At 43.4% G+C, this 14,257-nt stretch carries 14 protein-coding genes and 1 other annotated feature; of the genes, 10 read left to right on the forward strand and 4 right to left on the reverse strand.

All coding sequences use genetic code 11. The features are described from left to right. The first annotated feature begins 165 nt into the window (after positions 1–165). The 8 genes from cymR to C6Y02_RS11090 all read left to right on the forward strand — a co-directional run bounded on the left by cymR (position 166) and on the right by C6Y02_RS11090 (position 7,028). Complete coding sequence (cymR, locus tag C6Y02_RS11055) at positions 166–585, forward strand: cysteine metabolism transcriptional regulator CymR (RefSeq protein WP_012010726.1); 420 nt, start codon at positions 166–168, stop codon at positions 583–585. 18 nt (positions 586–603) lie between these two features. After that, a complete protein-coding gene (locus tag C6Y02_RS11060; RefSeq protein ID WP_106031246.1) occupies positions 604–1,746 on the forward strand; it encodes a cysteine desulfurase family protein in 1,143 nt (380 codons plus the stop codon). 95 nt (positions 1,747–1,841) lie between these two features. Continuing rightward, positions 1,842–2,960, forward strand: a complete 1,119-nt coding sequence (gene mnmA, locus C6Y02_RS11065; RefSeq protein ID WP_106031247.1) for a tRNA 2-thiouridine(34) synthase MnmA — start codon at positions 1,842–1,844, stop codon at positions 2,958–2,960. Positions 2,961–3,020: 60 nt separating this feature from the next. After that, a complete protein-coding gene (locus C6Y02_RS11070; RefSeq protein WP_034661516.1) occupies positions 3,021–3,674 on the forward strand; it encodes a tetratricopeptide repeat protein in 654 nt (217 codons plus the stop codon). Between the two features lie 19 nt (positions 3,675–3,693). Beyond that, positions 3,694–6,078, forward strand: coding sequence for an SF1B family DNA helicase RecD2 (gene recD2, locus C6Y02_RS11075; RefSeq protein ID WP_106031248.1), 2,385 nt, complete (start codon positions 3,694–3,696; stop codon positions 6,076–6,078). A 74-nt stretch (positions 6,079–6,152) separates the two neighbouring features. Beyond that, positions 6,153–6,671 (forward strand): PRC-barrel domain-containing protein, encoded by a 519-nt coding sequence (locus C6Y02_RS11080; protein WP_045209900.1) that lies wholly within the window; start codon positions 6,153–6,155, stop codon positions 6,669–6,671. Between the two features lie 13 nt (positions 6,672–6,684). Further along, positions 6,685–6,876: a hypothetical protein gene (locus tag C6Y02_RS11085; protein WP_003216308.1), complete on the forward strand. Its 192-nt coding sequence runs from the start codon at positions 6,685–6,687 to the stop codon at positions 6,874–6,876. A gap of 20 nt (positions 6,877–6,896) precedes the next feature. Continuing rightward, the gene (locus C6Y02_RS11090; RefSeq protein ID WP_003216198.1) at positions 6,897–7,028 is read left to right on the forward strand and encodes a YrzQ family protein; all 132 of its coding nucleotides are present in this window, start codon (positions 6,897–6,899) and stop codon (positions 7,026–7,028) included. Between the two features lie 35 nt (positions 7,029–7,063). On the opposite strand, the gene C6Y02_RS11095 is transcribed toward C6Y02_RS11090, so the two are convergent. The 4 genes from C6Y02_RS11095 to C6Y02_RS11110 all read right to left on the reverse strand — a co-directional run bounded on the left by C6Y02_RS11095 (position 7,064) and on the right by C6Y02_RS11110 (position 10,015). Next, positions 7,064–7,714 (reverse strand): amino acid ABC transporter permease, encoded by a 651-nt coding sequence (locus tag C6Y02_RS11095; protein WP_003216394.1) that lies wholly within the window; start codon positions 7,712–7,714, stop codon positions 7,064–7,066. A gap of 15 nt (positions 7,715–7,729) precedes the next feature. After that, complete coding sequence (locus tag C6Y02_RS11100) at positions 7,730–8,383, reverse strand: amino acid ABC transporter permease (RefSeq protein WP_106031249.1); 654 nt, start codon at positions 8,381–8,383, stop codon at positions 7,730–7,732. 80 nt (positions 8,384–8,463) lie between these two features. Further along, positions 8,464–9,273: a transporter substrate-binding domain-containing protein gene (locus C6Y02_RS11105; RefSeq protein ID WP_066030605.1), complete on the reverse strand. Its 810-nt coding sequence runs from the start codon at positions 9,271–9,273 to the stop codon at positions 8,464–8,466. 13 nt (positions 9,274–9,286) lie between these two features. Continuing rightward, positions 9,287–10,015, reverse strand: coding sequence for an amino acid ABC transporter ATP-binding protein (locus tag C6Y02_RS11110; RefSeq protein ID WP_106031250.1), 729 nt, complete (start codon positions 10,013–10,015; stop codon positions 9,287–9,289). Positions 10,016–10,182: 167 nt separating this feature from the next. On the opposite strand from C6Y02_RS11110, the gene C6Y02_RS11115 reads away from it, so the two are divergent. Both C6Y02_RS11115 and alaS read left to right on the forward strand, forming a co-directional pair. Continuing rightward, a complete protein-coding gene (locus C6Y02_RS11115; protein ID WP_060596856.1) occupies positions 10,183–11,247 on the forward strand; it encodes an AI-2E family transporter in 1,065 nt (354 codons plus the stop codon). Between the two features lie 43 nt (positions 11,248–11,290). After that, positions 11,291–11,499: a binding site (T-box leader), on the forward strand. An 80-nt stretch (positions 11,500–11,579) separates the two neighbouring features. After that, positions 11,580–14,216 (forward strand): alanine--tRNA ligase, encoded by a 2,637-nt coding sequence (alaS, locus tag C6Y02_RS11120; RefSeq protein WP_106031251.1) that lies wholly within the window; start codon positions 11,580–11,582, stop codon positions 14,214–14,216. Positions 14,217–14,257: the final 41 nt, after the last annotated feature.

Genomic DNA, 14,257 nt, shown 5'->3' on the forward strand with positions numbered 1-14,257 from the left:
CGAAATTTCTTCAAATAGAAAAGGGATGCGTCCTCCTAAAGCGCAGAACCGGCAAATGAAAGTTGGCTGAAAGTATGATATAATTGCTTTTGGTCTATATATCAGCGTATATGAAATCAGAAAAATAATTGATGACATAGAATAGAAAACGCAGAGGTGTTTAACTTGAAAATTTCAACTAAAGGCAGATATGGTCTGACGATCATGATCGAATTAGCCAAAAAACATGGCGAAGGCCCCACATCATTAAAATCAATCGCTCAAAACAATAATTTGTCTGAGCATTATTTAGAGCAGCTTGTCTCACCACTTCGTAATGCCCGTCTTGTGAAAAGTATTCGCGGTGCATATGGCGGCTATGTTCTTGCACATGAACCAAACGAGATCACAGCCGGTGATATTATTCGAGTATTAGAAGGACCGATTAGTCCTGTCGAAGTCATCGAAAACGAAGAACCAGCAAAGCGTGAACTTTGGATTAGGATTCGTGATGCAGTAAAAGACGTACTAGACAATACAACTCTTGAAGACTTGGCAAGCTATACAGATGACGGGAATCAAGACGCGTATATGTTCTATATTTAGATCAGAGGTGTACCGGAAATGGAACGAATCTATTTAGATCATGCGGCCACAACGCCGATGGATCAGCGTATTGTGGACAAGATGATGCCTTACTTTACAGAGATATTTGGCAATCCCTCTAGTATTCATTCATATGGGCGCGAGGCAAGAAAGTGGCTCGATGAAGCAAGAGAAGTGATTGCAGGAGAATTACACTGTAAACCGCAGGAGATCATCCTCACAAGCGGAGGGACAGAGGCGGACAACCTGGCGATTACAGGTGTGGCCATGGCAAGACAGCATGAAGGAAAACATATCATCACAGCAAAAACAGAGCATCATGCGGTGCTGCACACATGTGAACGCCTAGAGAAGCTAGGATTTGACGTGACATATTTAGATGTGGATGAAACTGGATTGATTCATCTTGAACAACTAAAACAAGCACTGAGAGATGATACGATTCTTGTGACCATCATGTACGGCAACAATGAAACAGGTGTGATTCAGCCAATCAAAGACATTGGCGAGCTTTTACACAATCACACTGCTCATTTTCATACAGACGCCGTGCAGGCGTTTGGAACAATGCCAATCGATGTAGCAGACCTTCATATTGATCTTTTATCTGCTTCTGGCCATAAGCTAAATGGTCCAATGGGAACAGGCTTTTTATATGTAAACGAAGGCGTGAAACTTTCTCCGCAAATATTCGGAGGAGAACAAGAAAGAAAACGCCGTGCTGGCACTGAAAATGTGGCAGGGATCGTGGGACTTGCAGAGGCTGTTCAAATAACGAAGCAAAATAGAAGAGAAAAAGCCATGCATTATGGTAAGCTCAAAGAAATCATGCTGCAAGTATTCGAAGAGGAATCACTTACTTTCTCTATCAATGGGCACCCGAAAGAGACATTGCCTCATATATTAAATGTTCATTTCCCGGGCGTTTCCATCGAATCGTTACTTGTGAATTTAGATATGGAAGGAATTGCTGTTTCAAGTGGATCTGCATGTACGGCTGGATCCGTCCTTCCTTCGCACGTGTTAAGCGCCATGTATGGCGAAGAAGCAGACAAGCTGACGTCCTCAGTCAGAATAAGCTTCGGTCTTGGGAATGAAGAGGATCATGTGAAACAGGCGGCACGCAAGATAGCAGCTGTTGTCAAACGCTTAGCCAAATAAACGTTCCTCTTTTGTTCGTGTGTGAAAAATGAAACAGCCAGGCACCTGAAGAACGAAACGCACATGCTGTTTCATTGAAAATGGAGTTGATGAAGATGACAAAAAGACCAGAAGACACAAGAGTTGTGGTCGGTATGTCCGGAGGAGTCGATTCATCAGTTGCTGCTCTTATGTTAAAGGAGCAAGGCTATGATGTAATCGGCATATTTATGAAAAACTGGGATGACACAGATGAAAATGGTGTATGTACAGCAACGGAGGACTATGAGGATGTCATCCGCGTGTGTAACCAAATTGGAATCCCTTATTATGCGGTGAATTTCGAGAAGCAATATTGGGACAAAGTGTTTCAATATTTCCTTGATGAATATAAAGCGGGCAGAACGCCAAACCCAGATGTCATGTGTAACAAAGAAATTAAGTTCAAAGCGTTCCTCGAGCATGCATTGTCACTCGGTGCAGATTATTTAGCAACAGGCCACTATGCGCGCGTCGACAGAACTGGTGATGAAGTCAAAATGCTAAGGGGTCTTGATGCCAACAAAGACCAAACGTATTTCTTAAATCAGCTGACTCAGGAACAGATTGATAAAGTCATGTTCCCAATCGGAGATTTAGAGAAGAAAAGGGTTCGTGAATTGGCAAAAGAAGCAGAGCTCGCAACAGCAACGAAAAAAGATTCAACTGGTATTTGCTTTATTGGGGAAAAAAACTTTAAAACATTCCTCAGTCAATATTTGCCTGCGCAGCCTGGCGTGATGCAGACAATGGACGGAGAAGTCAAAGGTGAACATGATGGACTGATGTATTACACGATCGGTCAACGCCAAGGTCTTGGCATTGGCGGCAGCGGTGATCCTTGGTTTGTCGTTGGAAAAGACTTGAAACAAAATATCTTGTTTGTTGAACAAGGTTTCCACAATCCACTTTTATATTCTGAAAGCATTTCAGCCGTCAATATCAGCTGGACTCGTCCTCATATTGTCGGCGAAAATGGTGAATTAACATGCACAGCCAAATTCAGATACCGTCAAGAAGATCACCATGTGAAGGTCAAAATGACAGGTGAGCAAGAAGCGATGGTCATCTTTGATGAACCCGTTCGTGCTGTGACTCCAGGACAAGCAGTTGTCTTTTATGATGGCGACGAATGCCTTGGCGGCGGAACAATTGACGATGTTTTTAAGGACGGTCAAAAGCTGTCGTATGTGTAACATGTTTTCAAAACCTCAACGTCGCTGTTGAGGTTTTTTAATGAAAGGATGAGAGAGCGAATGAATCATAACGAAATTGGCATAGAAGCCTTAAATCAAGGCAACATCGAAAAAGCAGCTGAAGCTTTTACGAAAGCCATTGAAGAAAGCCCAAAAGACCCGGTTCCATATATTAACTTTGCGAACTTGCTTTCAAGCATCAATGAATTTGAACGTGCGTTAAACTTCTTTCAAAAAGCCATTGAACTTGATCACGCCGCAGCTGCAGCCTATTACGGGGCAGGAAATGTATACACATTAAAAGAAGACTTTATGAAAGCAAAAGACTATTTTGAACAAGCACTACAAGCTGGCATGGAAAATAGTGATTTATTTTATATGCTGGGGCAGACGCTCATCAAATTAGAGCAGCCGAAGCTTGCGATGCCCTATCTTCAGCGTGCCATCGAACTGAATGAAGAAGATAATGAAGCAAGATTCCAATTTGGCATGTGCTTAGCCAATGAACAATTGCTGGAAGAAGCGGTGACAACCTTTACCGAGGTGGTCGCGCGTGATCCGCAGCATGCAGATGCCTTTTATAATTTAGGGGTTGCGTATGCATACTTAGAGAAAAAAGACGAAGCACTTGAGATGCTAGGAAAAGCCATTGACGTGCAGCCTGACCATATGCTGGCACTACATGCGCAAAAGCTGATTCAAGAGGCAGAATAGACGGAAGGAGGGAAGACCTGTGCAGGAACATCCAGATCAAATGAAGCTTGAGGACGAACCGTTTTTAAAGGGGACAGTTCAAGCCGTTATTTTCCATAATGAAAGTAATTTATACTCGGTGTTAAAGGTGAAAGTCATTGAAACATCGGAAAACTTAGAGGAAAAAACAGCATCTGTCACAGGCTACTTCCCAGCACTTCATGAGGAAGAAACTTACACCTTCTATGGCAAAGTCACAAGCCATCCGAAATTTGGTGAACAGTTTCAGGCCACTCATTTTCAAAAGGAAGTACCGACAACGAAGCAAGGAATCATTCTTTATCTCTCAAGTGATTTATTTGAGGGGATAGGGAAAAAGACGGCGGAAGAAATTGTGGGGCAGCTTGGCAACCAGACGCTTCATAAAATTATGCGTGACCCAGCTGTTTTGTATGATGTTCCGCGCTTATCAAAAAAGAAGGCAGATAAGCTGGCTGCAGCGCTCCAGGAACATCAAGGATTGGAACAAATCATGATCAGCCTGAATCAATATGGCTTTGGTCCTCAGCTCAGCATGAAGATATACCAAGTGTACGAGAGTGAAACGCTGCAAAAGATTGAGGAAAACCCGTATCAGCTCGTCAAGGATGTCGAAGGGATCGGATTTATTAAGGCGGATGAGCTTGGCGCTAGAACCGGCATCTCAGGAAATGACCCAGAGCGAATCCGTGCAGCCCTGCTTTATACAGTCGAAACAGCAAGTCTTCAGGACGGTCATACGTACATACAAACGAAAGATTTGATCGTTGAAACCCGCAAGCTGCTCAATCAGACAGGCAATGAGTACAAAGTGACGGAAATGGATGTCGCCAATCAGATCATTGCACTTGGCGAAGGGAAAGAGATGATCATTGAAGATGAGCGCTGCTATCATCCGTCCTTATTTTATGCGGAGCAAAGTGTCGCCAAACGAATACAAAAAATCGTCTCCCAAACGGAATATGCAGATCAATTCCCTGAATCAGAATTCCTGCTCGCACTTGGCGAGCTCGAGGAACGGCTGGGCGTCCAGTATGCGCCGACACAAAAGGAAGCGATTCAAAAGGCACTCATGTCCCCGATGCTGCTTTTAACAGGCGGACCTGGGACTGGGAAGACAACGGTCATTAAAGGGATTGTTGAGCTTTACAGCGATCTTCACGGTGTATCTCTTGATCCGAGTGATTACAAAAAAGATGAATCCTTTCCATTTGTGCTTGCGGCGCCAACTGGACGAGCAGCTAAACGGATGACAGAATCAACAGGGCTTCCAGCTGTAACCATTCACCGTTTGCTCGGCTGGAACGGATCAGAGGGCTTTTCGCATGATGAGGAACAGCCGATTGAAGGAAAGCTTGTCATCATTGATGAATCAAGTATGCTGGATATTTGGCTTGCGAATCACTTGTTTAAAGCGATTCCTGATCATATCCAAGTGATCATGGTAGGAGATGAACATCAGCTTCCATCTGTCGGACCAGGCCAAGTGTTAAGGGATTTACTTGCCTCACAAGCCGTACCAGCTGTTACACTGACAGATATTTACCGGCAGGCAGACGGCTCCAGCATTGTTGAACTTGCACATGATATGAAAAATGGCGTCCTGCCAAAAGATATTACCGCACGTTCAAAGGATCGATCTTTCATAAAATGCTCAGCTGATCAAATGAAAGAAGTGATTGAGAAAGTCGTCAGCAATGCTGCTCAAAAAGGCTATTCAGCAAAAGACATTCAAGTGCTTGCGCCAATGTATAAAGGGAAAGCAGGCATTAATGAGCTCAATAAAATGCTGCAGCACATTTTGAATCCAAAAAAACCAAAGGGCAGAGAAATCCCGTTTGGTGATGTGGTGTACCGGACCGGTGATAAAGTGCTTCAGCTTGTGAATCAGCCGGAAAATAATATTTTTAACGGTGATATCGGCGAAATTGTCTCGATTTTTTATGCGAAAGAAAACACGGAAAAAGAAGACATGGCTGTGATCTCCTTTGATGGGAATGAAATCACCTTTACAAAAAAGGATTTTCATCAATTTACACATGCCTATTGCTGCTCCATCCACAAATCACAAGGCAGTGAATTCCCAATCGTTGTGCTGCCAGTCGTGAGAAGCTACTACAGAATGCTGCGGCGAAATCTGCTGTACACAGCTATTACACGAAGTAAAAAGTTTTTAATCCTGTGCGGCGAGGAATCAGCGCTGGAGTGGGGTGTGAAAAACAATGAGGATTCGCTCAGACAAACGTCCTTAACGATGCGGCTGATGCAAACTGATGAAGTTATGGATGCGGAGCTTGCAGCGCTCCAAAAAGAGCTTCCGTTTAGCGTACATGACGCAAATATTGGCATGGAGGGAATCACTCCGTTTGATTTTATGCATGAATAAAAGGCTTCCATACGGGAGCCTTTTTAGCGTGAAAAGAAATCCTCATATTACGTTCATGGAAGCCATTTCTTCGTATGAGTATCGAAGCAAACGCACACGATAAGACTGTTCCGCAAAAGGTGGTTGAGCACATTTTGAGAACATGTCGAGAGCTTGAAGGAATGTCAATCTATACAGGTGAGCTGTCTCATTCACTTGGTTCCATTAAAGATATTTGCTTATTAGCCGGAGGCAGCTGCGGAGGATATGTGTTAGATGGGAAAAAGAAAGACTGTGCACTCATTCCATTCTCTGCTGGTGATCAGCTGACAGACAAAGGCTTATATGTGAGCTGCCAGGAGGGAGTAGGCATGGATTCCTCTGCCCCATCCTTCTTATTTTCGAAATTGAAAAAGAAAATGATGCAGTCACCTGAGGGTGAAAATTTAGGCATTTTGGAAGATGTATACTTTTGCACAAATTCGGGCACAATCGTAGCATATGAACTCTCGGACGGCTTCTTTACAGAGCTATCAGGGATTCGAAAACAGCTGCAGGCTGCCGGAACCTTGATCAACGTTCAAAAGGAAGCACTTGTTCTAAACCGAACGTAAAGAGGTGCTGATTATGCTCATTTGCCCAAATTGCAAATGTAAAGACATCGGAAAAATTGGGGTCAATCAATATTATTGCTGGGGCTGTTTTATTGAATTGACGCTGTCAAAAGGCAAAATATCTACACACCAAGTGGAAGAAGACGGGACACTAAGCAGCTTAGATGATCTGTTTAGTGATGATGAACGTTCAATTCAACTATAAGTGTTAAGGGGGAATTTCGAATGGGCAAAATGACTTCTTCACTATTAACGCTTGGTGCAGGTGCACTCGCATATCACTTTGCAAGTCGATATGATATGCCATCAAAGCGGGATATGAAAAAGCTAAGAAAACGTGTTATGAGAATGATGTAAACAAAAAGGCATCCGCCAAAAGCGGATGTCCTTTTTTACGCCTGCCTGTATTCTAATCGGCGTGCAAGTAGTGATAAGCTGAAATTGACGACAAAATACATCATCGCCGCTAATAGGAAGATGGGCAGTAAGTAAGATTGGCTCTGACCGTTTAATATTTGAGCGTGATGCAATAGTTCTGGAAGTGCAATGACAACAGCAAGCGACGTATCTTTTAAAAGAGAGATGAATTGACTGACAATTGGCGGCACCATACGGCGTAAAGCCTGCGGCATAATAATCATTTTTAACGTTTGAATATAGGTTAAACCAGAAGACCTGGCTGCTTCGATCTGCCCCTTATCAATTGATTTTAAACCGCTTCGAATAATTTCTGACAGCATCGCTGATTCAAATACGGTTAAAGCTGCAATAGCCGAGGCTGTAATGCTCAGCTTAATGCCGATTTCGGGCAGTGCAAAATACGTAAAAAAGATGATCAATAAGAGCGGCAGGTTTCGAATGGTTTCTACGACGACTGCAAGTATCTTTGATAAAACCGGAATTTGAGCGAACCGCAATGTGCCAATGACTAATCCAATGAGAAAGCTCAAAATGATGGAGATAAAAGCCACTTTTAAGGTGACAGCAAATCCTTCAAGTAAAAAGGCGAGATGATCAGGCTGGTAGGCACCTAGAAAATCCATGGTGTTTCCTCCTTTCTAGTGGCTTCTTGCTAATCTTTTTTCTAAATAACCAACGCCTATACTGAGCGGAATTGTTAATATCAGATAGAACATGGCAACAAAGATGTAGACATCAAATGTCACAAATGTTCTAGAAGCGATGAGGTCTCCTTGATACATGAGATCAAACCCTGCAATGACACCTAAAATAGAGGAGTTTTTGACAAGGTTAATAAATTGATTCCCAAGAGGGGGAATGACAATTTTAATCGCTTGCGGCAGAATGATATACCGCATCGTCCCGCCATAGGATAGACCTGAAGCGCGGGCGGCTTCCATTTGTCCAAGCGGTACAGCTTGTATCCCTGCGCGAATGGCTTCAGCAATAAAGGCAGACGTATAAATGGCAAGGGCAATGGTGCCAGCGGTGAAGCCATCTGCTACAATACCTAGCACGGGTAAACCAAAGAAGAAAACGAATGTGATCAATAATAACGGAATATTCCGAATAAATTCCACATAAGCCGTTCCTAACCAGTTGAGCGGCCTGAGTGGCGCAATTCTCATAATGGCAATGAGTGTACCGATCAAAAAGCTTCCAATCAAAGCAATGACACTTGCACCAATGGTATATTTAAAGCCTTCTACATAAAGATTGAAGTTTTCAGTGAGAATGGAAAACCGCAGCAATCAGTTCACTTCCTTCCTGATCAACAGGGGAGCCAATGAGCGGCTCACCCTAAGATAATAGGTCTTAACAAGTCAAACGGTTATTCTTTGATCCATTTTTGATGAATCTTGTCATACTCTCCATTGTCTTTTAAGGTTTTTAGGGCTTTATTGATCGCAGTTGTTAATTCCTGATCCCCTTTCTTTACAGCAATGCCATAAGGCTCATCTGTAAAGGTGCCGCCGACGACTTCGTAATTTGAATCCTCATCTGCCATACCAAATAAGATCGCATTATCAGTTGTCAGCACTTGCCCTTGGTTTGATTTTAAAGCTGTAAAAGCTTCCTGATAGTTCTCAAATTCTAATACAGACGCTTCAGGTGCTTTTTCGCGGATATTTTGAGAAGAAGTAGATCCTTTCACTGCAAGCACTTTCGTCCCTTTTTTAAGATCATCAATCGATTGAATGTCGCTTCCTTTTTTCACAAGCAGTGATTGTCCTGCTTCAAAGTAAACATCTGAGAAATTGACTTCTTTTTTACGCTCTTCGGTAATCGTCATGGTTGCGACGATCGCATGAATATCTCCTTTTTGCAGTAAAGGAATTCTCGTTTTCGATGTCACTTCTTTGAATTCTGCTTTTCCTTCATCACCGAGCATTTCCTTTGCGATGGCTTTTGCTATATCGATATCAAATCCTTCGATATCTCCGCTGCTAGGATTTTTTAGACCGAAGAGACGTGTATCATTCTTGACCCCGAATATGATTTTTTTGTCTTTCTGAATGGCTTCTAAAGAGCTTCCTTGCTTTGCATTCGTCGAGCCTTTTTCAGCAGAGCCGCAAGCAGCTAAAGCGGCAATACAGCAAGTCATAAAGAGTAGTAGGCCAATACGTTTCATTTTTTTCATCAAATCTTTCCCCCTAGTGATTTAAAATACGGCTTAAAAAGAGCTGAGCGCGTTTCTCACGCGGTTTCTCATAAAATGCAGCCGGTGTTGACTCTTCAAGAACTCTGCCTTCATCAATAAAGACAATGCGGTCGGCCACTTCCCTGGCAAACCCCATCTCATGTGTGACGACTACCATGGTCATTCCTTCTCGGGCGAGCTGCTTCATCACATCTAGTACCTCTCCAATCATCTCTGGGTCGAGTGCCGATGTCGGTTCGTCGAACAGCATGATCTCTGGCTTCATCGCAAGCCCTCTTGCAATGGCAACACGCTGCTGCTGTCCGCCTGAGAGTCTTGAAGGGTAGGCGTCAGCCTTATCAGGAATGCCGACTTTATGTAAATAAAATTCGGCTGTTTCCCTCGCTTCTTCCTTGCTCACCTTTTTCACCTTCATTGGCGCAAGCATAATGTTTTCAAGCACCGTTTTATGAGGATAGAGATGAAAATGCTGAAACACCATCCCGATATTTTGCCTGACAAGATTAATGTTGGTCTTCGGATGCTGAACAGGCACTTGGTTGACGAGTACCTTTCCCTCATCAATGCTTTCAAGACGATTGATGCATCTGAGCATCGTGCTTTTACCTGATCCTGAAGGACCGATGATCACGACCACCTCACCTTTTTGAATATGTAGGTTAATGTCCTTAAGTACATGGAACTGGCCATAATGCTTGTTGACTTCTTCGAATGTGATCATGAAAAACCTCCTCTTGTACATGATGGAATATTCAGTGGAGATATTTTAGTGACTTTTGATGGAGCTGTATGTTTCATGTGTATTCATTTTTAACAAAGTTAGGACAAATTTTATTTACATGGATAATTGCAGAAGAAGGTTAAACAATAAGAAAAGAGGTGAAAAAGGTGAAGAAACGTCCGATCCAATTTCTGATATATGCTGCAGGGGTCCTGCTTGTCCTTGCATCCTTGCTCATTTTACTGCAGCTCGACGAGTTATGGATGCCTATTTTTTTGTTGTTAAAGGCGGTTCTGATTCCGCTTCTCATTGCTATTTTTATTTCTTATCTGCTTTATCCGATAGTGGAAAGATTGCACGCGGGGGGCTTACCAAGGACTGTTAGTCTCTTATTGATTTATGTACTGTTTTTTGGCGGGATTGGGCTTGCGGTTTATAAAGGGGCACCTGTCATGATTAAGCAGTTAAATGAGCTGTCAGAACAAATTCCTGTGCTTGCTGAAACGTATAATGGCGCCTTATCTCATATTCATCGTCATACTAGCCATTGGCCCGACGGACTTCACGACAGGCTGGACCGTTTGATTGTCCAATCGGAGACATATGCAGCTAACGGCGCTGAGCGGATGATTCTTAGCTGTAAAGTATTACTTGATTACGCATTAGTTGCAGCGCTCATTCCTTTTCTTGTTTTTTATATGGTGAAGGACATGAATACGATGAAGCGGGCTGCATGGTATTTAACGCCGCCCTCATTTCGAAAGAGGGGGCATGCGTTTGTGAAAGCAGTTGATGAATCGCTTGGTAATTATATTAGAGGGCAGCTGCTTGTCTGTTCCTTAATCGGCGGTGCAGCAGCCATTGTGCTCTGGCTGTTTCATATCCCGTATCCGCTTGTCCTTGGTATGCTGATTGGCGCAACGAATGTCATTCCGTATTTTGGACCGATTATTGGCGCGATTCCCGCTGTCTTTATCGCGTTTACCATCTCGGTCAAATCGGTTATTATTGTGCTGATCACAGTAGCAGTGCTGCAATTTTTAGAAAGCAACGTCCTCAGTCCGATCATCGTAGGGAGAAGTCTCCATATGCATCCTGTCGTCATTATGCTTGTCTTGCTCGCAGGAGGAGAGTTATTTGGCTTAATTGGGATGATTTTAGCGGTACCTACAGCTGCTATAATCAGGGTGATCATTGTGCAATATATCCTCATGAGACGAAGCGTTCATTGACAAGAGGAGCCGAGTTGTCTATAATAATTTCGATTCATACATACTGAATTCAATGACGGACCCGAGTACGTTAAAAAGCTGTTGCAGAGAGAGGCTTTATTTTGCTGAGAAAAGCCTTATCAGACCTTTAACGGAAGCTAGTCCCGAGTGCAGATAAACACTGCCGCTCTCTTCCGGCGTTATCGGATGTGAAGGTGATAGACGAATAGGTCTATAATCAGGGTGGTACCGCGAGAGCATCTCGTCCCTGTGTAAGTCGTTTTGTGCTTGCATAGGGCGGGATGTTTTTTCGTTTGTGTGGAGATTGATGAATGATAAGGGAGGATTTTTGAATGAAAACTTTAACTTCAGCTCAAGTACGCCAAATGTTTTTAGACTTTTTTAAAGAAAAAGGACATGCTGTAGAACCGAGTGCGTCACTCGTACCGCATGATGATCCGACACTTTTGTGGATCAACAGCGGCGTGGCAACATTAAAGAAATACTTTGATGGCCGCGTCGTACCTGAAAATCCGCGTATTTGCAACGCGCAAAAATCAATTCGTACAAATGATATTGAAAATGTAGGAAAGACAGCACGCCATCATACGTTCTTTGAAATGCTCGGCAACTTCTCTATTGGTGATTATTTTAAAGAAGAAGCGATTGAATGGGCGTGGGAATTCCTCACAAGTGACGAGTGGATTGGCTTTGACCCGAATTTGTTATCTGTCACTGTCCATCCAGAGGACGAAGAGGCGTATGTTCTATGGAGAGATAAAATCGGTGTTCCTGAAGAACGTATTATTCGTCTTGAAGGAAACTTCTGGGATATTGGCGAGGGCCCAAGTGGACCGAATACGGAAATTTTCTATGACCGCGGCGAATCATACGGTGACGACATGAACGATCCAGAATTATATCCTGGCGGAGAAAATGAGCGTTATCTAGAAGTGTGGAACCTTGTGTTCTCTGAATTTAACCATAATCCAGATGGGTCATACACGCCGCTGCCGAAGAAAAACATTGATACAGGGATGGGTCTTGAACGAATGGTATCCGTCATTCAAAACGTACCAACGAACTTTGATACAGATCTATTCATGCCGATTATTCGTGCAGTTGAAACCATCTCTGGAGAAAGCTATGGCGAGACAAAGGAAAAGGATACAGCATTTAAAGTCATTGCTGACCATATCCGGACGGTTGCCTTTGCTGTAAGTGATGGAGCGCTTCCTTCCAATGAAGGCCGAGGGTATGTGTTAAGACGTTTGCTTCGCCGTGCAGTGCGTTATGCAAAAACCATTCACATCCATCGCCCGTTTATGTTTGACCTAGTTCCAGTTGTGGCGGAAATCATGAAGGATTTCTACCCAGATGTACAAGCAAAAGAAGAATTTATTGCGAAAGTCATCAAAAATGAAGAAGAACGTTTCCATGAAACACTGAACGAAGGGTTAGCTATTTTGTCAGAAGTCATCAAAAAAGAAAGAGACAAAGGCAACACGCAGATTTCAGGTGAAGATGTCTTTAAACTGTATGACACGTATGGATTCCCTGTCGAGCTGACAGAAGAATACGCAGAAGATGAGAACATGACAGTGGATCGAGAAGGCTTCCAGGCTGAGATGGAGAAGCAGCGTGAACGTGCAAGAAAAGCGAGACAAGATGTCGGCAGTATGCAGGTTCAAGGCGGCGCTCTAGGAGATATTAAAGTAGAAAGCACATTCGTTGGCTACGAAAATCTAACGGCAGATGCCCACATTGTCGAATTGCTTCAAAATGGTGAAATTGTCACAGAAGCACATGAAGGCGATACGGTACAAATCTTGTTAGATGAAACACCTTTCTATGCGGAAAGCGGCGGACAAGTGGCTGATAAAGGGACATTAAAAAGCGCTGAAGTCATCATCGACATTAAAGATGTGAAAAAGGCGCCAAACGGTCAGCATGTCCATGAGGGAGTGGTTGTAAGCGGTACAGCCAAAAAAGGACTTGAAGTCACTGCAGAAGTGGAATCAGCTCTTCGAAAAGGCATTGTGAAAAACCATACAGCGACACATCTTTTGCATCAGGCGCTAAAAGATGTATTGGGCAGCCACGTGAACCAAGCGGGATCATTGGTGAATGAAAACAGACTTCGCTTTGACTTCTCTCACTTTGGACAAGTGACAAAAGAAGAATTGTCTCAGATTGAAAAAATCGTGAACGAAAAAATCTGGGAAGGCATCTCTGTTGCGATTGACCTGAAGCCGATTGCTGAAGCAAAAGAAATGGGTGCAATGGCGCTCTTTGGCGAGAAGTATGGCGATATTGTCCGCGTGGTCCAGGTAGGCGATTACAGCATCGAGCTATGCGGCGGCTGTCACGTGCAAAACACGGCGGAAATCGGGTTGTTTAAAATTGCGTCTGAATCGGGTATTGGTGCTGGAACACGCCGGATTGAGGCTGTGACTGGTAAAGGTGCATACGAAGAATTAAATGACCAGCTGGCCATTTTAGAACAGGCAGCGAGTGAGCTGAAGTCAAATACGAAAGACGTACCAAAACGTATCGCCGCATTGCAGGCAGATTTAAAAGAGGCTCAAAGAGAAAACGAATCTCTTCTTGCAAAATTAAGCCAGGCTGAAGCAGGCTCTATTTTAGAGAAAGTGACAGAAATCGGCGGAGTGAAAGTGTTAACTGAAAAAGTAAACGCGAAAGACATGAACCATTTAAGAACAATGGTTGATGACTTAAAAGCCAAATTAGGATCAGCTGTCATTGTGCTCGGAGCCGTTCAAAACGGAAAAGTAAACATTTCAGCAGGAGTAACAAAAGACGTCATCGAAAAAGGTCTGCATGCAGGGAAACTTGTGAAGCAGGCAGCTGAAATCTGCGGCGGAGGCGGAGGCGGACGTCCAGACATGGCACAAGCAGGCGGTAAACAACCGGAAAAGCTAGAAGAAGCACTGGCAACTGTCGAAGAATCTGTCAAATCCGTTTTATAATCAGGCGATGTAGTGTAGAATAATGGTATTAGATGAGCGGT

The organism is Bacillus sp. NMCC4 (assembly GCF_002998555.1).
GTDB lineage: Bacteria > Bacillota > Bacilli > Bacillales > Bacillaceae > Bacillus.